This window comes from Streptomyces sp. NPDC046303 (genome assembly GCF_055588085.1).
This window is the reverse complement of record NZ_JBVJFA010000022.1, coordinates 63,816-85,913: the sequence shown is the minus strand read 5'-3', so window position 1 is coordinate 85,913 and position 22,098 is coordinate 63,816. Positions and strand designations below refer to the sequence as shown.

Annotated in this window: 17 protein-coding genes; 10 read left to right on the top strand and 7 right to left on the bottom strand. The window is 72.3% G+C overall.

Going from position 1 to position 22,098, the window contains the following annotated elements; all coding sequences use genetic code 11:
* The first annotated feature begins 158 nt into the window (after window positions 1-158).
* Window positions 159-2,129 carry a 4-alpha-glucanotransferase gene (locus ACZ6I1_RS23155; RefSeq protein ID WP_469290024.1) on the top strand — a complete coding sequence of 657 codons (1,971 nt, stop codon included), beginning with the start codon at window positions 159-161 and terminating at the stop codon, window positions 2,127-2,129.
* Window positions 2,130-2,185: 56 nt separating this feature from the next.
* A complete protein-coding gene (locus tag ACZ6I1_RS23150) occupies window positions 2,186-2,422 on the top strand; it encodes a hypothetical protein (RefSeq protein WP_469290022.1) in 237 nt (78 codons plus the stop codon).
* A 135-nt stretch (window positions 2,423-2,557) separates the two neighbouring features.
* On the opposite strand, the gene ACZ6I1_RS23145 is transcribed toward ACZ6I1_RS23150, so the two are convergent.
* Window positions 2,558-3,079 (bottom strand): MarR family winged helix-turn-helix transcriptional regulator, encoded by a 522-nt coding sequence (locus ACZ6I1_RS23145; RefSeq protein ID WP_469290020.1) that lies wholly within the window; start codon window positions 3,077-3,079, stop codon window positions 2,558-2,560.
* A 107-nt stretch (window positions 3,080-3,186) separates the two neighbouring features.
* Between ACZ6I1_RS23145 and ACZ6I1_RS23140 the strand changes: the two genes are divergently transcribed.
* Genes ACZ6I1_RS23140 through ACZ6I1_RS23125 form a run of 4 tightly spaced genes read left to right on the top strand, consistent with a single transcriptional unit; the run spans window position 3,187 to window position 7,306 of the window.
* Window positions 3,187-4,461, top strand: a complete 1,275-nt coding sequence (locus ACZ6I1_RS23140) for an MFS transporter (protein WP_469290018.1) — start codon at window positions 3,187-3,189, stop codon at window positions 4,459-4,461.
* A gap of 30 nt (window positions 4,462-4,491) precedes the next feature.
* Entirely contained in the window at window positions 4,492-5,424 is a 933-nt protein-coding gene (locus ACZ6I1_RS23135) for an EamA family transporter (RefSeq protein ID WP_469290016.1), read from the top strand.
* A gap of 51 nt (window positions 5,425-5,475) precedes the next feature.
* Window positions 5,476-6,393 carry a DMT family transporter gene (locus ACZ6I1_RS23130; protein ID WP_469290014.1) on the top strand — a complete coding sequence of 306 codons (918 nt, stop codon included), beginning with the start codon at window positions 5,476-5,478 and terminating at the stop codon, window positions 6,391-6,393.
* A gap of 10 nt (window positions 6,394-6,403) precedes the next feature.
* Window positions 6,404-7,306 carry a LysR family transcriptional regulator gene (locus ACZ6I1_RS23125; protein ID WP_469290012.1) on the top strand — a complete coding sequence of 301 codons (903 nt, stop codon included), beginning with the start codon at window positions 6,404-6,406 and terminating at the stop codon, window positions 7,304-7,306.
* 98 nt (window positions 7,307-7,404) lie between these two features.
* On the opposite strand, the gene pepN (ACZ6I1_RS23120) is transcribed toward ACZ6I1_RS23125, so the two are convergent.
* Window positions 7,405-9,984 carry an aminopeptidase N gene (pepN, locus tag ACZ6I1_RS23120; RefSeq protein WP_469290010.1) on the bottom strand — a complete coding sequence of 860 codons (2,580 nt, stop codon included), beginning with the start codon at window positions 9,982-9,984 and terminating at the stop codon, window positions 7,405-7,407.
* 248 nt (window positions 9,985-10,232) lie between these two features.
* On the opposite strand from pepN (ACZ6I1_RS23120), the gene ACZ6I1_RS23115 reads away from it, so the two are divergent.
* Complete coding sequence (locus ACZ6I1_RS23115; RefSeq protein WP_469290008.1) at window positions 10,233-10,580, top strand: type II toxin-antitoxin system PemK/MazF family toxin; 348 nt, start codon at window positions 10,233-10,235, stop codon at window positions 10,578-10,580.
* A gap of 56 nt (window positions 10,581-10,636) precedes the next feature.
* Here ACZ6I1_RS23115 and ACZ6I1_RS23110 read toward each other — a convergent pair whose 3' ends face one another.
* From ACZ6I1_RS23110 to ACZ6I1_RS23100, 3 genes are all read right to left on the bottom strand, one after another.
* A complete protein-coding gene (locus ACZ6I1_RS23110; protein WP_469290006.1) occupies window positions 10,637-11,668 on the bottom strand; it encodes an aspartate-semialdehyde dehydrogenase in 1,032 nt (343 codons plus the stop codon).
* Window positions 11,669-11,878: 210 nt separating this feature from the next.
* Window positions 11,879-15,202, bottom strand: a complete 3,324-nt coding sequence (locus ACZ6I1_RS23105) for a S8 family serine peptidase (RefSeq protein WP_469290005.1) — start codon at window positions 15,200-15,202, stop codon at window positions 11,879-11,881.
* A gap of 273 nt (window positions 15,203-15,475) precedes the next feature.
* Complete coding sequence (locus ACZ6I1_RS23100; RefSeq protein WP_469290003.1) at window positions 15,476-16,036, bottom strand: CGNR zinc finger domain-containing protein; 561 nt, start codon at window positions 16,034-16,036, stop codon at window positions 15,476-15,478.
* Window positions 16,037-16,161: 125 nt separating this feature from the next.
* On the opposite strand from ACZ6I1_RS23100, the gene ACZ6I1_RS23095 reads away from it, so the two are divergent.
* A complete protein-coding gene (locus ACZ6I1_RS23095; protein ID WP_469290001.1) occupies window positions 16,162-16,620 on the top strand; it encodes a VOC family protein in 459 nt (152 codons plus the stop codon).
* Window positions 16,620-17,510, top strand: coding sequence for a pyridoxamine 5'-phosphate oxidase family protein (locus ACZ6I1_RS23090; RefSeq protein ID WP_469289999.1), 891 nt, complete (start codon window positions 16,620-16,622; stop codon window positions 17,508-17,510). Before ACZ6I1_RS23095 ends, ACZ6I1_RS23090 begins: the two co-directional genes overlap by 1 nt.
* Here ACZ6I1_RS23090 and ACZ6I1_RS23085 read toward each other — a convergent pair.
* Together ACZ6I1_RS23085 and pepN (ACZ6I1_RS23080) are read right to left on the bottom strand one after the other, a co-directional pair.
* A complete protein-coding gene (locus ACZ6I1_RS23085; protein WP_469289997.1) occupies window positions 17,486-18,448 on the bottom strand; it encodes a hypothetical protein in 963 nt (320 codons plus the stop codon). The two genes, ACZ6I1_RS23090 and ACZ6I1_RS23085, sit on opposite strands and share 25 nt — an antisense overlap.
* 262 nt (window positions 18,449-18,710) lie before the next feature.
* A complete protein-coding gene (gene pepN / locus ACZ6I1_RS23080; protein ID WP_469289995.1) occupies window positions 18,711-21,269 on the bottom strand; it encodes an aminopeptidase N in 2,559 nt (852 codons plus the stop codon).
* A gap of 126 nt (window positions 21,270-21,395) precedes the next feature.
* Here pepN (ACZ6I1_RS23080) and ACZ6I1_RS23075 point away from each other — a divergent pair, with 126 nt between their 5' ends.
* Complete coding sequence (locus tag ACZ6I1_RS23075) at window positions 21,396-22,043, top strand: mycothiol-dependent nitroreductase Rv2466c family protein (RefSeq protein ID WP_469289992.1); 648 nt, start codon at window positions 21,396-21,398, stop codon at window positions 22,041-22,043.
* Window positions 22,044-22,098 lie beyond the last annotated feature (55 nt).

Here is a 22,098-nt window from a genome sequence, read left to right as displayed (position 1 = left end):
GGACGGGCGATCTGACCGGGATACGCCAGGAATGCGATGCCCCCGAGTGGGTAGAGCTGCGATGTTCTGCGGTGTTCCCGGGCGGTGTCCCCCCTTTCTGCACCACGCTTCTGATTCCCCCTCATCCCTCATGCCCCCTGCACGAAGGAGTCCCGTCGATGGACGACCTGGCCCGGCTCGCGGCCCTGCACGGCATCGCCACCGCCTACCAGCCCGCCGCGGACGTCACCGTGCAGGTCCCGGAGGCCACCGTGAAGGCCGTCCTCGGCCTGCTCGGGGTGGTCACCGACGGCCCCGGTGACCTCCGGGCCGCGGCCGACGAGGCCGAGCGGGAGCGGACCGTACGGCTGCTGCCGCCGACCGTGGTGCACTGGCGGGGGGATCCCGCCCCGCCCGCCCTCGCCGCGCTGCCGCCCGGCACCCGGCTCCGGGTGGAGCCGGAGGACGGCGGGGCGCCCCTGCCCTGGAGTACGGCACTGCCCCTCGGGGTGCACCGGGTGGCCGCGGAGGCGCCCGACGGGCGGACCGCCGGGGCCACCCTGGTGGTGGCCCCGGACCGGGCGCCCGCCGCGCCCGAGCGGGCCCACGGGCTGCTCGTCCAGCTCTACTCCCTGCTCTCCGAGCGCTCCTGGGGCATGGGCGACCTCGGTGACCTCGCGGAACTCGCCCGTTGGGCGGGCCGGACCCACGGCGCCGGCTTCATCCAGGTCAACCCGCTGCACGCGGCCGTGCCCGGCACGCCGACCGACCCGTCGCCCTACCGGCCTTCCTCGCGCCGTTTCCCGGATCCGGTGCACGTGCGGATCGAGGACGTTCCCGAGTACGCCGGCTGCCCCGAGCGCGAGGCCCTCGCCGAACTGGCCGAGCAGGGCGCACAGTTGCGCCGGGAGGTCCTGGAGAAGGGCGCGCTGATCGACCGGGACGCCGTCTGGGACCTCAAGCGCCGGGCCCTGGAACTGCTGTACGCCGTCCCGCGCACGCCCGAAAGGGAGGCCGCCTACGGGCGGTTCCGCGCCGAACAGGGCCCGCCGCTCGACCGGCACGCCGCCTGGTGCGCGGCCGCGGCCGGCGAGGATCCGGGCGAGCGGCTCGACTTCCACCGCTGGCTGGTCTGGCTGACCGACACCCAGCTCGCCGCCGCCCAGCGGGCCGCCCGCGGCGCCGGGATGGCGGTGGGCATCGTGCACGACCTGGCCGTAGGGGTGCACCCCGACGGCTCGGACGCCCGTACCGGCCCCTTCCACGCCCGCGGCATCTCCGTCGGCGCCCCGCCGGACGCCTTCAACGCCCGCGGCCAGGACTGGGGCCTGCCCCCGTGGCGCCCGGACCGGCTGGCCGCCGACGGCTACGCCCCCTTCCGGGCCCTGCTGCGCGGGGTGTTCCGGTACGCCGGGGCCCTGCGGATCGACCACGTGATGGGCCTGTTCCGGCTCTGGTGGATCCCGGAGGGCAGCCCGCCCGCCGAGGGCACGTACGTCGGCTACGACGGCGAGGCCATGCTGGCGATCCTGGTGCTGGAGGCCCACCGGGCCGGTTCCCTGGTCATCGGCGAGGACCTGGGCACGGTGGAGCCGGGGGTCCGTGCGGCCCTCGCCCGGCGCGGGGTGCTCGGGACCTCGGTGCTGTGGTTCGAGCGGGACTGGGCGGGTGACGGCAGCCCGCTTGCCCCGCACGACTGGCGGGCCGACTGCATGGCCACCGCCACCACCCACGATCTGCCGCCCACCGCCGCCAAGCTGGCCGGCGCGCACGTGGAACTGCGCGACCGGCTCGGCCTGCTGACCCGCCCGGTGGAGCGGGAACGGGAGCAGGACGCCGCCGACACCGCCGAGTGGCTGGCCCTGCTGGACCGCCTCGGCCTGGACGCCAAGGGCGAGGAGGCCGCCGTACGGGCCCTGTACGCCTTCCTGCTGCGCACCCCCGCCCGTCTGGTCGGCGTCTGGCTGCCGGACGCGGTGGGGGACCGGCGGCCGCAGAACCTGCCGGGCACCTGGGACCAGTACCCCAACTGGCGGCTCCCGGTCGCCGATGCCGCGGGGCGGCCGATGACCCTGGAGGAGCTGACCGCCTCGCCGCGGGCGAACTCCCTGCTGAGCGCGGTGCGGGCCGGGCTGGCCGAGGGCGGGTGACCCCGTACGGCACCCCCGGGCGCGCGGGCCGTTCAGACGTTCGCTACGTTTGCACCGTGGACAAGAAGAACGCTCTGCGCGCCGGCGCCGTCACGGCCGGAACGACGCTGATGATGCTGCTGATGACGTCTCCCGCCCTGGCGCTGACCCGCGACGACGGCGACGACCCGGGTGCCGGCCTGAGCATCGCCCAGACGCTCGGCCTGTTCGTGGCCGCGCCGATCCTCCTGTTCCTGGTCATCGCGGGTCTCGTGATGGTCGGCGACAAGTCGCGCAAGCAGCAGGAGAGCTGATCCGGGCCGGTCCTCCGCGGACCGGCACCGCAGGACTTCCCGGGCGCCGGGGGTCCGCACGGCCGAGGGTGCCGGTGACGTCGATGACGTCCCCGACCCCGCCCGTGTGGCGACCCCCGGCGCTTTGGCGTGTCCTCAGATCCCGGCCAGCAGCTTGCGCAGGAGGCCGGTCAGGAGCGCGGTCTCCTCGTCGTCCAGCCCCCGCAGCGCGGCGCGCTGCACCTCCAGGCCGGCGGTGACGGCCTCGTCGATGAGCGCGAGCCCCCGCTCGGTGATCGTGACCTGGAGGCCGCGCCGGTCGTGCGGGTCGGGCTTGCGGCACAGCAGTCCGGCCTTCTCCAGCTTGTCCAGCCGGCCCGTCATGCCGCCGGTGGTGAGCATGAGCGTGGCCGACAGCTGCCGCGGCGAGAGGGTGTACGGGGGGCCCGAGCGGCGCAGGGTGGCCACGACGTCGAACTCCCCGCGCGAGATGCCGAAGCGGGAGTAGGCCTGCTCCATCGCGTCGCCCATGGCCCTGGTGATCCGGTAGATGCGTCCGAAGACGGCCATCGGGACCGTGTCCAGCTCGGGGCGCACCGCGTACCACTGGTCGATGATGGCGTCGACGGCGTCCTTCTCGACCTTTTCCGCCGCTTCGACCTTCTTTTCGTCCGTCATGGCTGGAGTATCGGACTCCGGTCGGTCGTTCGCAAGAAAGATGCTTGACGGAAAGTAGCTTAGAGCTAAGCTACTTCCAAGCAAGCAACTTCTCGGGGGAGGGCGTCATGAAGGACGTACGGGTGGAGGGGGAGCGGTCCCTGCTCCTCGGCATCGGGATCAGCGCGGTCGGGATCGGCATGTACGTACCGTTCTCGCTCGTCTTCTTCCACCACGTCACGGGTCTCTCCTTCCCCCTGGTCGGCCTGGTCCTGACCGTCACCGGGGTGGCCGGACTGGTCTTCATGCCGCTGGCGGGCACGGCCGTCGACCGGTTCGGCGCCAAGAAGGTCAACCTGGTGCTCTACGGGATACGGGCGGCCGGCTTCGCCCTCTACCCCTTCGCCGGCTCCCTGCCCGCCTTCGCCGCGGTCGCCCTCGTCACCGCCCTCGCGGACCGGTCCTTCGGCGTCGTCCAGCAGTCCCTGATCGGGGAGGTCGCCCAGGGCTCCGCCCGCGACCGGCTCCAGGCCTCCACCCGGGCCCTGCAGAACGCCGGGATGGGCGCGGGCGCCCTGCTCGTCTCCGGGGTGCTCGGGCTGTGGGGGACGGGCGGATTCACCTACACCGCCTGGGGCAACGCGCTGGCCTTCGCCCTCGCCGGACTGCTCGTCAGCCGGGTGCGCCCGATCCCGGGCGCCCCCGGACCGCTCGTCGCGGAGCAGGCCCGCCGTGCCCCCGCCGGCTACCGGACCGTCCTGCGGGACCGGCCCTTCCTCGGCCTCACCGCCGCCAACTTCCTCACCGCCCTCGGCTACGCCGCCCTCTCCGTGCTCTTCCCCCTCTACCTCTCCACCTGGCTGGCGGCCCCCGACTCCCTCACCGGAGCCGCCTTCACCCTCAACACCGCCCTCTGCGCCGGCGCCGGCGTCCTGATCGCGAGCCGGGTCCGCCGCTCCGGCGCCCGCCGCACCCGCTCCGCGGCCCTCGGCGCACTGCTCTTCGCCGCCGCCTTCGCCGGGCAGATCGTGCTCGGGACCCTGCGCCCCGGACAGACCGCCACCCTCGTCGCCCTGCTGGCCATCGTCGTCGTCTACACCCTCGGCGAACTGGTGCACAGCCCGTCCGGGGGCGCCCTGTCGGTCTCGGCCGCACCCGAAGCCGTCCGCGGCCGCTACCTGGCCACCTACCAGCTCTCCTACTCGCTTGCCACGGCCCTGGCCCCGGCTCTGTTCACCGCCCTGCTCTCCGTCGACGGGCGGCTGCCCTGGGCCGTGCTGACCGCCGCCGCGGTGGGCGCCGCCCTCGCCCTGCTCCGGCTGGAGCGGCACCTGCCCGCGGCGGCCGTACACGCCGAGCCGCCGGCCGCGCCGCCGCGCCCGCTCGCGCCGACCGCCGCCTGAGCCCCTCCCCCTCCTGTGGAGCCACCTGCCATGAAGCGCTTCGCCACCGTCGCCCTGACCGCCCTCGCCCCCGTCTCCTGGGGCTCGACCTACGCCGTCGCCACGGAACTGCTGCCCCCGGACCGGCCGCTGTTCACCGGGGTGATGCGGGCCCTGCCCGCGGGCCTGCTGCTGACCGCCCTCGCCCGTACGCTGCCCACGGGCGCGTGGTGGTGGAAGTCCGCCGTCCTCGGCACCCTCAACATCGGCGCCTTCTTCCCCCTGCTGTTCCTCTCCGCCTACCGGCTGCCGGGCGGTGTCGCGGCCGTACTGGGCTCCGCCGGACCGCTGTTCGTCGTGGGACTCGCCGCCCTGGTCCTCGGAGAGCGGGCGCACCTGCGCACCGTGCTCGCCGCCGTCGCCGGCGCGTTCGGCGTGAGCATGGTCGTCCTCACCGCCCAGGCGCAGCTCGACCTCGTCGGCATCGCCGCCGGGGTGGTCTCCTCCGCCTCCATGGCCGCGGGCACCGTGATGACCAAGCGCTGGGGCCGCCCCGAGGGCGTCGGCCCGCTGGCCGTGACCGGATGGCAGCTCACCGCGGGCGGGCTGGTCATCATCCCCGTCGCCGCGCTCGTCGAGGGGGCGCCGCCCGCGCTCGACGGCAGGGCCCTCCTCGGCTACGGCTACATGATGCTGATCAACACCGGTATCGCGTACTGGCTCTGGTTCCGCGGGATCGGCCGGCTCTCCGCCACCTCCGTCACCCTGCTCGGACCGCTGTCGCCGCTCACCGCCGCCGTCATCGGCTGGGCCTCGCTCGGGCAGGCGCTGACCTCCGTCCAGCTCGTCGGCATGGCGATCGCCTTCGCAGCCACCGTCGCCGGCCAGCTCGCGGTGGCCCGGACCCCTCAACCGTTCAGTTCGGCTGAACAGACCGATCAAAACATTTCGATGGACCTGAGCGATGGGCGGGTGCGACGGTAGTCCCCTCGACCTGGAGACCCGACCCCGAGGGGGAGACACACAGTGGCCGTCATGGACCGCGTCCGCACCGTTTCGCACGGCAAGCCCGCCGCCCCGGGCAAGAAGGGGGCCGCCGGACTCGGCGTACTCCTCGCCCTGCTCGCGACGGTCGTCTGGTCCGGAAGCTTCGTCGCCACCCGGGACATGGCCGACAGCGTTCCGCCCGTCCAGGCCGTCTTCTGGCGCTGGATCATCGCCACCCTGGCGGTCGCCCCCTTCGCCGCCCGCCAGGCCTGGCAGCAGCGGGCCCTGATCCGCAAGCACCTCGGCTTCGTCGCCCTCGCCACGCTGTTCGGCGTCGCCCTCTACAACACCCTCGTGCACCAGGCCGGACTGACCACCTCCGCCTCCAACATGGGCATGATCATGGCCGCTTCGCCCGTCGTCATGGCGCTCTACGCCCGGCTCGGCGGCGAACGGCTCGGCGCCCGGCGGACCTTCGGCCTGCTGCTGGCCGCCTTCGGAGTGCTGCTGCTCGTCGGCGACGGCTCGCTCGGCTTCGACTTCGGCGCCGGCGACCTGTGGATGTTCGGCGCGGCCCTCTCCTTCGCCACCTACAGCGCCCTGCTCAAGCGCAAGCCCGCCGAACTCGGCGGCCTGGCCTTCCTGATCACCACCTTCGTCCTCGGCGCGCTCATGCTGGCCCCCGCCTACGCCGTCTCCCTCTCCGTCCAGGGCGGCTTCGAGGTCACCGCCGGCACGGCCGGACCCCTGCTGTACGTCGGCGTGTTCTCCTCGGCGGTCGCCTTCTTCGCCTGGAACAAGGCCGTCTCGACCATCGGGGCGGCCCGTGCCGGAGTCGTCTACTACCTCCAGCCGGTCTGCGTGGCGGTCCTCGGCTTCCTGCTCCTCGGCGAGGCGACCGGGCCGGCGCAGCTGCTCTGCATGGCGCTGATCCTCGGCGGCGTGGCCCTGGGTGCCCGCCGGTAGGTTCGGTCCCATGACCGAGTGGGACATCAAGAAGCTGCGGATCCTGCGGACCCTCGCCGAACAGGGGACCGTGACCAGCGCGGCCGAGGCGCTGCACATGACGCCCTCGGCCGTTTCGCAGCAGCTGACGAACCTCGCCCGGCAGCTGGGGGTGACGCTGCTGGAGGCACAGGGCCGCCGGGTCCGGCTCACCGACGCGGCGCACCTCGTACTGCGGCACGCGGAGGCCGTGTTCGCGGAGCTGGAGCGGGCCGACGCGGAGCTGGCCGGCTATCTGGCCGGGGACGCGGGGGAGGTGCGGATCGGCGCCTTCTCCACCGCCGTGCCGGCGCTCGTGGTCCCGGCGGTGGCGGCGCTGCGGCGGTCCCACCCGGGGGTGGAGGTCCGGGTCCGTGAGACCGAGGCGGCGGAGTCGTACGAGCTGCTGTCGGCCGGCGGCGTGGACCTCGCCCTGTCGCTGGCGGCGCACGCGCCGACCGCGCGCGACCGCCGGTTCACCCGGGTGACGCTCATGGAGGACCCGCTGGACGTGGCCCTGCCGCCCGGCCACGCCCTGGCGGCCGCGCCGGACCTGCGGCTCGCGGACCTCTCCGGCGATCCGTGGATCTACGGCGGCAGCGGGCCCTGGTCGGAGATCGCCGTGGGCGCGTGCGAGGCTGCGGGGTTCGTGCCGGAGCAGGCGCACTCGGCGTCCGGCTGGACCGCGATCCTGGCCATGGTGGAGGCGGGGATGGGGGTGGCGCTCGTCCCCCGCATGGTCTCGAGCCGGGCCTCCGGGGTGGCGGTCCGGGTCCTCACCCACGACCGGCCCACCCGGCACGTGATCGCGGCCGTCCGCCGGGGCGCCGAGGCCGGCCCGGCGCTGGCGCACGCGCTGTCGGCCCTGCGCGCCGTGGCCGGGGCCCAGCGGTGACCGCTGCGCGGAGCCGCCGGGCCCTGCCCGGACCCGGTCCTCAAACGCCGGCGGGCTGACATCAGCCCCGCCGGCGTTTGAGGCGCCGGGCAAGCCCCTCAGGCCCGAGCGGCAGCGGCGGCGTCGGCCGCCTGGGCGCGCAGCGCGCGCTCGACGCCCGCGCGGGACTCCGAGACCAGGCGGCGCAGGGCCGCGTTCGGGTCGGCCGAGGCCAGCCAGGCGTCCGTCGCGGCCAGGGTCTCCTCCGAGACCGCGAGCGCCGGGTACAGGCCCACCGCGATCTGCTGGGCGATCTCGTGGCTGCGGGTGTCCCAGACCTGCTTGACCGCCGCGAAGTACTTCGCGGTGTACGGGGCCAGCAGCTCGCGCTGGTCGGCCTGGACGAAGCCGCCGATCACCGCCTCCTGCACCGCGTTCGGCAGGTCGGCGGACTCCACCACCGAGGCCCACGCCTCGGCCTTGGCCTCGGCCGTCGGACGCGCGGCCCGCGCGGTCGCCGCGTGGCGCTCGCCCGCGGCCGTGGCGTCCCGCTCCAGCTCCGCCGCGATGGCCGGCTCGCCGGCGACACCCGTGGCCGCCAGGCGCTCCAGGAACGTCCACCGCAGCTCCGTGTCGACGGCCAGGCCCTCGATCACGGCCGAGCCGTCCAGCAGCGCCGACAGGTAGGTCAGCTGGTCCTCGGTACGGGCCGTGGCCGCGAACGCGCGCGCCCACGCCAGCTGGTGGTCGCTGCCCGGCTCCGCCCCCCGCAGGTGCTCCAGCGTGGCCGCGGTCCAGATCGCCAGGCCCTCCTCGCGCCACGCCGGGTCGGCGTACAGGTCGAGGGCCAGCTTCACCTGGCGCTGCAGCGTCTGGACGACGCCGATGTCGGACTCCTTGCCGATGCCGGAGAGGACCAGCGCGAGGTAGTCGCGGGTGGCCAGCTCGCCGTCCCGCGTCATGTCCCAGGCGGAGGCCCAGCACAGCGCGCGCGGCAGGGACTCGGTGAAGTCGCCCAGGTGCGCGGTGACATTGGCCAGCGACACCTCGTCCAGACGGACCTTCGCGTACGAGAGGTCGTCGTCGTTCAGCAGCACGACGGCCGGGCGGGCGCGGCCCACCAGCTCCGGCACCGCCGTCAGCGCGCCGTCGATGTCCAGCTCGATGCGGTCGGTCCGCACGAGGCTGCCGTCCCGGAGCTCGTACAGGCCGACCGCGATGCGGTGCGGGCGCAGGACCGGCTCGCCCTTGGCGCCCGCCGGGAGGGCCGGGGCCTCCTGGCGGACCGCGAAGGCGGTGATCGCGCCGTCCGCACCGGTCTCGATCTCCGGACGCAGGATGTTGATGCCCGCGGTCTCCAGCCACGCCTTCGACCAGGAGGTCAGGTCGCGGCCCGAGGTCTCCTCCAGGGCGCCCAGCAGGTCGGACAGGCGCGTGTTCCCGAAGGCGTGCGCCTTGAAGTAGGCCTGCACGCCCTTGAAGAAGGGGTCCATGCCGACGTAGGCGACGAGCTGCTTGAGCACCGAGGCGCCCTTGGCGTACGTGATCCCGTCGAAGTTGACCAGGACGTCGTCCAGGTCACGGATGTCCGCCATGATCGGGTGCGTGGACGGCAGCTGGTCCTGCCGGTACGCCCAGGTCTTCATGGAGTTGGCGAAGGTGGTCCACGCGTGCGGCCACTTCGAGCCCTCCGCGTAGGCCTGGCAGGCGATCGAGGTGTAGGTGGCGAACGACTCGTTCAGCCACAGGTCGTTCCACCACTCCATGGTGACCAGGTCGCCGAACCACATGTGCGCGAGCTCGTGCAGGATCGTCTCGGCGCGGGTCTCGTACGCCGCGTCCGTCACCTTCGAGCGGAAGACGTACTGGTCGCGGATGGTCACCGCGCCCGCGTTCTCCATGGCGCCCGCGTTGAACTCCGGGACGAAGAGCTGGTCGTACTTGGCGAAGGGGTAGTCGTAGGCGAACTTCTCCTGGAACCAGTCGAAGCCCTGCCGGGTCACGTCGAAGATCGCGTCGGCGTCGAGGAACTCGGCCAGCGAGGGCCGGCAGTAGATGCCGAGCGGCACGGACTGCCCGTCCTTGCCCTCGTAGGACGAGTGCACCGCGTGGTACGGGCCGACGATCAGGGCGGTGATGTACGAGGAGATGCGCGGGGTCGGCTCGAACACCCACACCCGGTCCTTGGGCTCCGGGGTCGGGGAGTTCGAGATGACCGTCCAGCCCTCGGGGGCCGTCACGGTGAACTGGAACGTCGCCTTCAGATCGGGCTGCTCGAAGCTGGCGAAGACCCGCCGCGCGTCCGGCACCTCGAACTGGGTGTACAGGTAGGCCTGCTGGTCGACCGGGTCGACGAAGCGGTGCAGGCCCTCACCGGTGTTGGTGTACGCGCAGTCCGCGACGACCCGGAGCTCGTTGGCCCCGGCCGCCAGGTGCTTCAGGGCGATGCGCGAGTCCCGGAATACGGCGGCGACGTCCAGCGCCTTGCCGTTCAGGACGACCTCGTGCACGGCCGGGGCGACCAGGTCGATGAAGGTCTCGGCCCCGGCCTCGGCCGACCGGAAGCGCACGGTGGTCACGGAGGGATAGGTGCCGCCCTCCTGCGCGCCGCTGAGATCGAGCTCGATCTCGTACGAGTCGACGGTGAGCAGCTTTGCCCGCTGCTGAGCCTCTTCACGGGTGAGGTTCGTGCCTGGCACGCGGTCATCTCCTTCGATGGTGACGTTGCCCGCCATCCTTCCACGCGGGCCGGGCCACCGGGCCGGAGTAATCCACGGGCGAACGGACCGTTGGCCGGTCGCACGACCCAGATCCGCCGTCATACAGGCTGCGATCCAGCTGCTGCGCGAGTCCGCTCTGGAGAAGGAATACCTGGCGGCCTGGGATGAGTGGTACGAGAGCGAGGACGCGGAGCTGTGGGACCGCACGGCGGGGGACGGGATGGTTGATGAGGCGCGGTGACATCTGCCTGGTCGACCTGGAGCCCACCGCCGGCAGCGAGGCGAACAAGGCACGACCTGCCGTCCTGGTGACGAACGACGCCGCGAACCGGATGGCGGACCGCGCCGGACGGGGTGTTCTGGCCGTGGTCCCGGTGACCTCGAACGTCACGCATGTCCGTACGTTCCAGGTGCTTCTGTCTGCCGAGGAATGTGGCCTGAACCTGGACTCCAAGGCTCAGTGCGAGCAGATCCGGGCGCTGGACTTCTCCAGATTCGGGCGGCGGATCGGCACTGTGCCGGTACAGGCGCTCAAGGAGATCGACCGGGCGCTGCGGCAGCAGTTGGCGCTCTGAAACACCTGAGGGGCGGCACCGTCACGGTGCCGCCCCCCGGCCGTACGCCCGCCGGGTCAGCCCTGGCGCAGCTCTTCGGCGACGAGCTCGGCGATCTGGACCGCGTTCAGGGCCGCGCCCTTGCGCAGGTTGTCGCTCGACAGGAACAGCGCGAGGCCGTTGTCGACGGTCTCGTCGGCGCGGATGCGGCCCACGTACGAGGCGTCGCGGCCCGCGGCCTGGAGGGGGGTCGGGATCTCCGACAGCTCGACGCCCGGGGCGTCCTTCAGCAGCTCGTACGCGCGCTCGACGCTGATCGGGCGGTCGAAGCGGGCGTTGATCTGGAGGGAGTGGCCGGAGAAGACCGGCACGCGCACGCAGGTGCCGGAGACCTTGAGCTCCGGGATCTCCAGGATCTTGCGGGACTCGTTGCGGAGCTTCTGCTCCTCGTCGGTCTCGAAGGAGCCGTCCTCCACGATGGAGCCCGCGAGCGGCACCACGTTGTACGCGATCGGCCGCTTGTAGACGGCCGGCTCGGGGAAGTCCACCGCGCCGCCGTCGAAGGTCAGCTGGTCGGCGGCCTCGGAGACCGCGCAGGCCTGGCCCTTGAGCTCGGCGACACCGGCCAGGCCCGAGCCGGACACGGCCTGGTAGGTGGTGGCGACCAGCGCGGACAGGCCGGCCTCTTCGTGCAGCGGGCGCAGCACCGGCATCGCGGCCATGGTGGTGCAGTTCGGGTTCGCGATGATGCCCTTGGGGCGGTTCTTGATCGCGTGCGGGTTGACCTCGGAGACGACCAGCGGGACCTCGGGGTCCTTGCGCCAGGCGGAGGAGTTGTCGATCACGACGGCGCCCTGGGAGGCGACCTTCTCAGCGAGGGCCTTGGAGGTGGCGCCGCCGGCGGAGAAGAGCACGATGTCCAGGCCGGAGTAGTCGGCCGTGGAGGCGTCCTCGATGGTGATCTCCCGGCCCTCCCACTCGAGGGTCGTGCCCGCCGAACGGGCCGAGGCGAACAGCCGCAGCTCGTCCACCGGGAACTTCCGCTCGGCGAGGATGCCGCGCATGACTCCGCCGACCTGTCCGGTGGCTCCGACGATTCCGACCCTCACGGTGACTCCTTCAGTACGTACGACGCGGGCGCGCGTGAAGCCATCATGCGTTCGACCCCACGAGCCTTGTCCAATCCATTGTCCGAGGAACGGACGGTGTCCTCGGAGCGAAGCACGTTTTGCCTGGTCGGAGGGGGTGGGGCGGTCGGGGCAACGCGAAGGGGCCGGTGCTCGCACCGAGCACCGGCCCCTCCGCGAGGGGTCACACCGTTACGGCAGGACCTTCTCGATCTGCACGCTGCCGGTGCCGGCGGCGGTGCCGCGGGCGTTCAGCAGCTGGACCTGGCCGAAGAACTGCCGGCCCTCGGGGGCCGCGGCGCTGACCAGGACGTTCGCGGAGATCGTCGTGGAGGCGCCGTTGGCGAGGTTCACCGCGGCGCCCTCGTCGACCTGGACGGAGCCCAGGGCGGCCGAGAAGAACACGTCGCGGTAGTCGTACGTGGTGGAGCCGGACGGGACCGCGTAGCCGATCACCTTGACGGTGTAGGTGCCCGCGGCCGGGTTCACCAGGCTCACGGCCTCCTCGGAGTCGCCGTCGGCGGCGGAGCCGACCTTGATGCCGTCCTTGTAGACCTCGAGGTCGAGGTCGGCGGCGGTGTCGGACACCTTGCCGATGGCGACGTCGAGGCGCGAGGTGCCCTCGGCGACGGTGACCTCGGTCGTGTGGGTCTCACCGTTCGCGATGGTCGGCTTGGCGACCTTCGCGGAACCGAGCGGACCGCCCTGGAGCTTGCCGCCGGTGATGGCCGCGGCGTCGTTCTTGACGGTCCACTGGACCGGCGCCGGGGTGCCCTGCTTCACCTCGGGCAGGACCTTGACCGCGGGGTCGAAGGCCGCGCCGAGCACGGAGACGTCCAGCTTGAACGGGTTGTCGAGCAGCGGCGACGTACGGCGCGACTCGACCTCGATCTCCCAGACGCCCGGCTGCGGCTCGGGGTACGAGCGCACGTCGGGGCGGCAGGTGTTGGCCGGGTTGTCGTAGTTCGGGTAGCAGTTGACCGTGGACGTCGGGTCGACCGGCGTGCCGTACGGGTGGATCGAGATGAAGCGGGTCTGGCTGCCCGCCGCGAGACCGCTGAGGGCGACCTCGAGGCTCTTCGCGCCCTGCGGGACGGTCACGAAGTACGACTTGTGGCTGTTGCGCTGCACGGAGGAGGCCTCCGACAGCGTGAAGGACGGCGACGCCAGCGGGGCCGCGGCGACGACGGTCGTCAGGATCTGCTTGTCGATGCCCTCGGTGGTCTCGTCGTCCAGCTGCAGGATGCCGCTGTGGACGCCGGCCGTCTTGGCGTTGGCCTCGACCTTGATCGTGACGGGCTTGTTCAGCGGCAGGGTGACGTAGTCGTAGCCGCCGAGGACCTTGAAGGTGCCGTCGTTGTTGCGCCAGGTCAGGTCGTGCCGGGTGCCGTACTTGACGCCCGTGGTGCGGGTGACGACGACGTTGTAGACCTTCTTCTGGCCGACCTTGAGGCCGCCCTCGCGGTCGTAGAGGCCGGTGCCGAAGCCCGGGGTCTTCAGGAACTGGTCGATCGCGGTGTCGACCGGCGCCTTGACGGTGAACTCGTTGGCCTTCGCGTCGCGCTGGATGGACTCCCAGGCGCCGGCGACGTCGATCAGACCCGCACCCTGGGCGTGCGCCGGGACGTTGTCGATCTTCTTCGCGGTGCTGGTGAGCGCGATGCGCAGGGCGGCCGGCGTCAGCTTGATGTTCTGCTGCTTCGCCGCCGAGATCAGCAGGGCGCTGGTGCCCGCCGCCTGCGGCGAGGACATCGAGGTGCCCTGGAGCATGCCGTAACCGGCCGGCAGGCTGTAGCCGGCCTCCTTCACGGGCTGACCGGGCAGCCAGGTCTGGATGGTGTTGATCGACGCGCCGGGGGCGGTGATGGTCGGCGTGAAGCCGCCGTCCTCACGCGGACCGCGCGAGGAGAACGGGAACATGTTGTACTTCACGGCCACGCCGGAGCCGTAGTTGGCGGCCCAGGTCTCCTTGGAGACCGCGGCGCCCACGGAGATGACCTTGTCCGCGAGGGAGGGGTCGCCGATGGTGTTGACGCCCGGGCCCGAGTTGCCGGCCGAGATGACCAGCTGGACGCCGTAGGTGTCGATGAGGTTCCTGTAGAGCTCGGCGCGCGCGTTGTTGCCGTCGTTCAGCGCCGGGAGGCCGCCGATGGACATGTTGACGATGTCCACACCGCGGTTGACGACGAGGTCGATCATGCCCTCGGTCAGTGCGACGTTGGTGCAGCCGCCGGACCAGGAGCAGGCGCGCGAGGAGACGAGCTTGGCGCCGGGCGCCGCACCGTTCATCTTGCCGCCGAACAGGCTGTTGGCGGCGGTGATGCCGGCGACGTGCGTGCCGTGCTCGGACTCGATGATGCCGACGTTGACGAAGTCGGCCTTCTTGCCGATCCAGTCACCGCCCAGCGGGTCCATCGGGACGTCCTTGCGGATCTCGATCACGAACGGGATGCGCTCGGCGACCTCGGTCGCCGGGTTGTCCGTGCCGAAGTAGCCGATCTGGTAGCCGTCCTTGTACGGCTTCATCGGCTCGTTGTTCGTGAAGTCGCCGTCCTGGTCGGTGTCCACGCGGACCGTGCCGGCGGCGGCGTCGTAGAGCATGCCGAACCGGTCGGTGGTGTCCCCGTCCCGGTTGACGTCGCCCTTCATGTCACCGTTGGCGGTGATCGACTCGCTGAAGCGGCTCCACTGGAAGCTGCCCTCCGGGGCCTTCCAGCTCTGGCCGCCCGCGGTGAAGGTGCCGCCGGCGGCGGTGACCGGGGTGATCTGGGCGCGCCAGGTGCCGTCGCTGTCGGTGATCGGGTCGGTCGCCGTCACCCAGTCGACGATCTTGCGCTCGCCGGTGGTGGTCTTCTGCAGGGCCGGGTGGCCGAGGTCGACGCCCGAGTCCATGATGCCGATGGTCACGCCGCGGCCGTCGGCCTGCGGGTGCTGCTCCACGAAGTCGACGGCACCGGTCTCGAAGGACGGGTTGTACGGGTTCTTCGCGGGGGTGTTCTTGTCCGGCGCGGCGTAGGCCTCGCCCGCGGTCCGCTTGACCGTGCCGGTCTCGCGGTCGGCGTCGGGGCGCGGGTCGGGGCGCTGGATCTCGTGGCGCAGGTCGATGCCGTGCACCGAGGACAGCTTGACGGCCGCCTTCAGCGCGGCGTCCGCCTTGCCGGTGGGCAGGGTGGCGCGCACGTAGCCGAGCTTGTCGTACGTCCGGCCCACGGAGGCGCCCTGGACGGCGCCCAGCTGGTCGGCGACCTGCTTGGTCTGGCCGGGGGCGGTCGCGACCATGACGGTGACGTTCGCGTCACCCTTGGCCTTGGCCTCCTGGAGCAGCTCGACGTCGGCCGAACCGAGCTTCTGGTCAGCCGACTTGACGGCCGGCTTGGTTCCCGGGTCGTCGGCTCCGGTCGCGGCGAAGACGGGCGCGGAGCCGGTGGCCGCGAGGGCGGCCACCAGGCCTGCCGCGGCCGCGACGCGCGCGACGCGTCTGGCCCCGGGTATGGAGCTGGGGGATTCGAGGGTCATCAGCATCCCTGGTAAGTGAAAGAAACGGTCCGCATTTCGGTGCCGGATGACCGGTCAGCCTGTCGTACGTGACAGCTGTTTGGGAACGGTTGTCATTGACCGAGACCTGCCATGGCGGAGACTCGCCAGCGCGGGACATACGCCATCGCGGCCATACCGGGGCACAGTGGTGCGAACCACAGGGGCTGAAGAGTTGACTTGTCGACTTGGTGGCCATGCGTCAGCACCGGAACGCGCTCGCGTCCCGGTGATGGTGTGACAGATTCCGCGCGCTCAGCGCTCGCGCGTGCGCGCGTAATGGCGAGAGGCTTTCGCCCGGTTCCCGCAGGCGGCCATCGAGCACCAGCGCCGGGTGCCGTTGCGCGAGACGTCGTGGAAGTGCAGGACGCAGGTCTCGGAGGCGCACTTGCGGATCCGGTCGGGCGCGGACCCCAGCAGTTCCAGGTAGTTCCGGGCGGCCGTCCAGGCCGGACCCCAGGTCCGGTCGTCGAACTCGGTGCGCTCGCCGATGCCTTCGGCGGTCAGGGTGGGCCGGATCCGGCCGTGCTCCAGCACCGCGTCGACCAGGGCCCGCGCGCTCTCGTCGGCCGGGTCGGCCACCGCCCGGGCCAGGGCCTCGCGGGCGGTCAGCAGGTGGACGAGGGTCGGGGCGTCCGCGCGGAAGCGGCCGGCCAGGCCGGTGCTCTCCAGCCACACCGCGAGCCCTTCGATCCGGGACAGTCCGGCGGCGCCCGCGAAGAGGTCGAGCGGTCCGCCGTCGCCGACCCAGCGGGTGTTCAGCAGGTCGAGGGCGACCGGCTCCCCGGTCAGGGGTCGAGGGTCCGCCGCCGTCATGTCTCCGCACCTTCCCGCTGCCGCGCCGCTAACCCCTCAAGAGTACGTGACCGGTTGACGCCCTCCCCTCTAACCACTAAATTCGATTTAGAAGGTTAGAGAATTCCTCTGGGGAAGGTACTACCATGACGCGCGTCATCAGCAAGCTCCGCACCGGCCACGTCGGTTTGAACGTCACCGACCTGGACCGCTCGCTCGCCTTCTACCGGGACGCCCTCGGCTTCCAGGCGCTGGTCGAGGGCAAGGAGGAGGGCCGCCGCTTCGCCCTGCTCGGCCAGGACGGCGAGCTGGTCCTCACCCTGTGGCAACAGGCCGACGGTGCCTTCGCGCCGGCCTCGGCGGGACTGCACCACCTGGCGCTCGCGGCCGCCGAGATCGAGGAGGTGCGGGAGTACGAGGAGCGACTGCGCTCGCTGGGCGTGGAGTTCGCGTACGAGGGCGTCGTCGCCCACGGCGAGGGGGCTGCCTCCGGTGGCATCTTCTTCCACGACCCCGACGGCACCCGCCTGGAAATCTCCGTACCGACCGGAGCCGAAGGCTCGTCCGCCCCTGTCGCAGGGGCTCCGACCTGCGGATTCTTCTAATGAGCAGCGGCGCGTACCACGAGGGCCCGCTGGCCGTGCAGGAACGGGTCGGCGTACGCGAGCAGGCCGAGCACGTCGGCCGCTCGATCGGCACGGGCATCCGGGACGTCGCCGCGGCGTTCCTCGCCCTCCAGCCGCACCTGGTCGTCGGCGCCGCCGACGGCGCGGGCCGGATGTGGGCCTCGCTGCTCACCGGGACGCCCGGTTTCGTACGGGCCACCGGGCCGGACCGGATCACGGTCGCCGGGGGCCTGCCGGCGGGGGACCCGCTCGAGGAGGCGCTGGCCACCGCCGGGACCCGGGTCGGCACCCTCGCGCTCGACCCGCGCACCCGGCGCCGGATGAGGCTGAACGGAACCCTCGAGGTGACCGGTCGCGGGTTCGCCGTCCGTGCCGAGCAGGTGTTCTCCAACTGCCCGAAGTACCTGCAGAAGCGGCAGCCGCTGGAGCCGGTCGCCGAGGGAGCCGGTGTCGTGCGGCGCGGCGACGTGCTGACCCCCGGCCAGGAGCGGGCCGTCCGGGCCGCCGACACCTTCTTCGTCGCCACCACGGCGGAGGCGGACGGGGCCGACGCCAGCCACCGGGGCGGGCTGCCGGGCTTCGTGGAAGTGTCCTCGCCGGGAGAGCTGACCTGGCCGGACTACGCGGGCAACGCCATGTTCCTCACCCTGGGGAACCTGGCGGCCGATCCGCGGGCCGGGCTGCTCTTCCCGGACTGGGAGAGCGGGGCGCTGCTCCAGCTCAGCGGCCGGGCGGAAACCGAGTTCGGGGCCGACGGGGAGCGGCGCGTCCGCTTCCACGTGGAATCGGTGGTGGAGAGTGCGCATCCGGGGCGGCTGCGGTGGAGCGCCCCGGAGTACTCGCCTCACCTGGGCAGCACCACCAGATAGGAGGCGGGCTCGCGGTCGCCGCACGCCGTCAGGGCGGTCCGGACGACCGCGGCCTGCTGCTCGGGCCAGTCGCGGAGCTTGCGCGGAGTGATGTGGATGACGGTCACCCCGAGCCGCTCCAGGGTCTCGCGCTTGCGGACGCACTCGGACCACTGCTCGTCCTCGCCCTGGCGCGGGGCGCGGGTGTCGATCTCCACGGCGACGGAGTGCTCGGGCCAGAACGCGTCGACCCCGCCGAGGTGCGGGCCGCCGGGCAGCCGCAGGTCCACGTTCCACACGGGCTCGGGCAGGTCGTAGCCCCGTACGAGGTGGTAGAGGCGGTCCTCGGCGATGGCGCGGCCCTCGGCGAGCAGCGATTCGACGGCGTCGATCACGTGCGGGCGGTTCAGCAGCCGGGCCACCGTCAACTCGCGGACGACGGCGGCCGGTTCGCAGTGCCCGCTGCGGACGGCCTCGCTGAGCAGGCGGCGTACGGTGCCGGCGTCGTCGAGCAGGCCGACGGCGTCGGCGACGGCGCGCGCGACGGGCGCCACCGGCAGCCCGGTCACCTCCTGGGGGCGGGGCGGGGTGTGGGAGCGCACGATCCGCACGTCACCGGTGGAGCGCAGCCGCCGGGTGCCGGGGACGAGCACGTCGATGTGGGAGAGGGCGAGCAGCGCGGGCACGGAGGTGAACCGGTACAGGGCGAGCGCCGCCAGCCCGGTGATCATGGCCTCGCCACTGCCGCGCCGGCCCGCGTACAGCAGCGCGGCGTGCAGCCGCTCCTCGCTGGTCGCGGGGCCGGAGTGCAGCAGGAACACCCCGGGCAGGATCTGCTGCCAGGGCCGCGCGGCGGCGTCGGAGGCGGTGACGCCGTGCTCGCGCAGCTGGGCCAGGGTCAGCACGCGGGGGCGGCTGCCGGTGAGGTGGGCGAGGGGGAGGGGTGCGTTGTGGTTCATGACGCGGTGATTCCCTCAGGCCATGGCCTTGCTAACCCCTGTTACATGCCCGTCGGCAAATCGGGACAAGCCGGGGCTAAAGTACGGGCGTTCGACTGCCGATGGGCTCCGCCGGTGACCAGGCCGGATGCGCCTCCGCCCGCTTGCACGCGCGCCGCGCAACCCTGCGCCGGCGGGGCTGGATTGCCCGAAGGGCAATGCCAGCCCCGCCGGCGTTTGAGGCGCGGGGTCTGGGGCGGAGCCCCAGCAGCGGAGCCGCGGGCTAGTTGCCGGCCGCCTCGTCGCAGCGCTGCGCGACCAACGCGCGGGACAGGTCGTCGCGGGACTCGAAAACCAGGCGGCGCAGCGCCGGCGGAGCCGCCTCGTGCGACGACAGCCAGGCGTCCGTGGCCGCCAGCGTCGGCTCCGGGTCCTGGAGCGACGGGTAGAGGCCCCTGACCACGTCCATGCCGATCTGGATCGACCGGTCCGCCCACACCCGCTCGATCACCTCGAAGTACGGCTCCGCGTAGGCCGCCAGCAGGCCCCGCTGCGAGGGCTGCTGCATACCGGCGATCGTCGCCTCCACCAGCGCGTTCGACAGCGTGTCGGATTCGACCACCGCCGCCCACGCCTGGTCCTTCACCGCCGCCGAGGGCCGCGCCGCCAGGCACCGCACCTGGTGCCGCTTGCCCGACGCCGTGTCGTCCCGCGAAAGCTCCGCGCCGAGCACGCCCTCGTCCACCGCCCCGTGCGCGGCCAGCGGCAGCAGGAAGTCCCAGCGCAGCTCCTGGTCCACCTCCAGCCCGTCGATCCGCGCGTGCCCCTCCAGCAGCCCCAGCAGCAGCTGGAAGTCGCCCTCGGTCGCCGCGCTCGCCGCGAAGAAGCGGGCCCAGGTCAGCTGGTGCTCCGACCCCGGCTCCGCCAGCCGCAGTTCGTGCAGCGCGCCCGCCGCCAGCTCCCGGCCGCCCTGCTCGCGCCGGCCCGGCGCCGTGTAGTGGGTGATCGCGGTCAGCGCCTGCGCGTGCAGCATCTGCAGCACGCCGACGTCCGTCTCCCGGCCCGCGTGCGCCAGGACGAGCGAGATGAAGTCCCGCGCGGGCATCAGCCCGTCCCGGGTCAGGTTCCACAGCGCCGACCAGCTCAGCGCCCGGGCGAGGGGGTCCGTCAGGTCGCCCAGGTGCGCCCGCAGCGTGGCCAGCGAGCGCTCGTCGAAGCGGATCTTGCAGTAGGTGAGGTCCTCGTCGTTGACCAGTACCAGGTCGGGCCGCTCCCGGCCCGCCAGCTCCGTGACCACGGTCCGCGCGCCCGACACGTCGGTCGCGGCCCGCGCGTAGCGGACCAGGGTGCCGTCGGACTCCAGCCGGTACAGGCCGACCGCGACCCGGTGCGGCCGCAGCTCGTCGCCCTCCTGCACCACCGCCAGCTCGGTCACCCGTCCGCCCGCGTCGCAGGTCACCACCGGCGTCAGCGCGTTCACCCCGGCCGTCTGCAGCCAGGCCCGCGACCACTCGGCCATGTCCCGGCCGGAGACCTCCGCGAGCACCGACAGCAGGTCGTCCAGCGTGGTGTTCCCGTACGCGTGCGCCTTGAAGTAGCGCCGCGCGCCGTCCAGGAACGCCTCGCGCCCCACGTAGGCGACCAGCTGCTTGAGCACCGCCGCGCCCTTGGCGTAGGTGATCCCGTCGAAGTTCAGCTTCGCGTCCTCCAGGTCACGGATGTCGGCCGTGATCGGGTGCGTGGACGGAAGCTGGTCGGCGCGGTAGGCCCACGCCTTGCGGCTGTTGGCGAAGGTGACCCACGCCTGGTCGAAGCGGGTGGCCTCGACCAGCGCGAAGGAGCCCATGAAGTCGGCGAAGGACTCCTTCAGCCACAGGTCGTCCCACCACTTCATGGTGACCAGGTCGCCGAACCACATGTGCGCCATCTCGTGCAGGATCGTGTTCGAGCGCCGCTCGTACGAGGCCTGCGTGACCTTGCCGCGGTAGATGTACTCCTCGCGGAACGTCACCATCCCCGGGTTCTCCATCGCGCCCAGGTTGTACTCCGGCACGAAGGCCTGGTCGTACTTCCCGAAGGGGTACGGGTAGTCGAAGATCTCGTGGAAGAGGTCGAAGCCCTGCTTGGTGACCAGGAAGACGTCGTCCGCGTCGAAGTGCTTGGCGAGCCCCTTGCGGCACATCGCGCCGAGCGGGATCGTCAGGTCCCCGCGGGTGTAGGAGTCCGTCACGTAGTGGTAGGGGCCCGCGACCACACAGGTGATGTACGTGGAGATCGGCGCGGTCTCGGCGAACCGCCAGACCCCGCCCTCGCGGGACTCCTCCGCGCCGTTGCTCCACACCTGCCAGCCCTCGGGGGCCGTCACCTCGAAGCGGTACGGGGCCTTGAGGTCCGGCTGCTCGAAGTTGGCGTACACCCGCCGGGCGTCCGCCGGCTCGTACTGGGTGTAGAGGTAGACCTCGCCGTCCTCCGGGTCCACGAAGCGGTGCAGGCCCTCGCCGGTGCGGCTGTACGCGCAGTTCGCGTCCACCACCAGGACGTTCTCGGTCTCCAGCCCGTCCAGGGCGATCCGCGCCCCGTCGAAGGCGGCGGCCACGTCCAGCGCGCGCCCGTTGAGGGTCACGGAGTTCACGGAGGGGGCGATCAGGTCCGCGAAGGTGGCGGTGCCGGAGGCCGCGGCCCGGAAGCGGATCGTGGTCACCGAGCGGAAGGTCCGGGGGCCCTCGGCCGGTTCGGCCTCGTCCACCGCGGACCTGACGTCGAGGACCACCTCGTACCCGTCGACGGACAGCAGCTCGGCCCTCTCGCGGGCCTCGTCGCGGGACAGATTCTCTCCGGGCACCTGCACTCCTTCGTGCGTGGTCGGGTTCCTTCGATCGAATCCTCCCATGGGGGGAATGCGTGCGAACGCGTGCCGGTTGGGGAGGGGGACACCGTGAACGACGCCGTGAGCGATCCGAGGAGAGACATGACCGACACCCAGGCGCGCGAGAAGACCCCGGTCGACTTCTGGTTCGACCCGCTCTGCCCCTGGGCCTGGATGACCTCCCGCTGGATGCTGGAGGTCGAGAAGGTCCGCGACGTCGAGGTCCGCTGGCACGTGATGAGCCTGGCCGTCCTGAACGAGAACAAGCTCGACGAACTGCCCGAGCGCTACCGCGAGCTGCTCGGCCCCAAGGGCTGGGCGCCGGTGCGCGTGGTCGTCGCGGCCCAGCAGAAGTTCGGCGACGAGATCACCGGCAAGCTGTACACCGAGCTCGGCACCCGCATCCACAACGAGGACAAGGGCGCGACCCGCGAGGTGATCGCCGAGGCGCTGGCCGCCCTCGGCCTGCCGGCCGAGCTGCTCGCGTACGCCGACTCCGACGAGTACGACGAGGTGCTGCGCGCCTCGCACAACGACGGCATCGACCGGGTCGGCCAGGAGGTCGGCACCCCGGTGATCTCGGTGCCCGGCGCCGACGGCCGGGACGTGGCGTTCTTCGGCCCGGTCGTCACCCCGGCCCCGCGCGGCGAGGCCGCGGCCCGGCTGTGGGACGGCACCCTGCTCGTCGCCTCCACCCCGGGCTTCTTCGAGATCAAGCGCACCCGCACCCAGGGCCCCGTCTTCGAGTAGGCCCGTACCCGCGCACACAGAAGACCCCCGTGAGTCACGTTCTCACGGGGGTCTT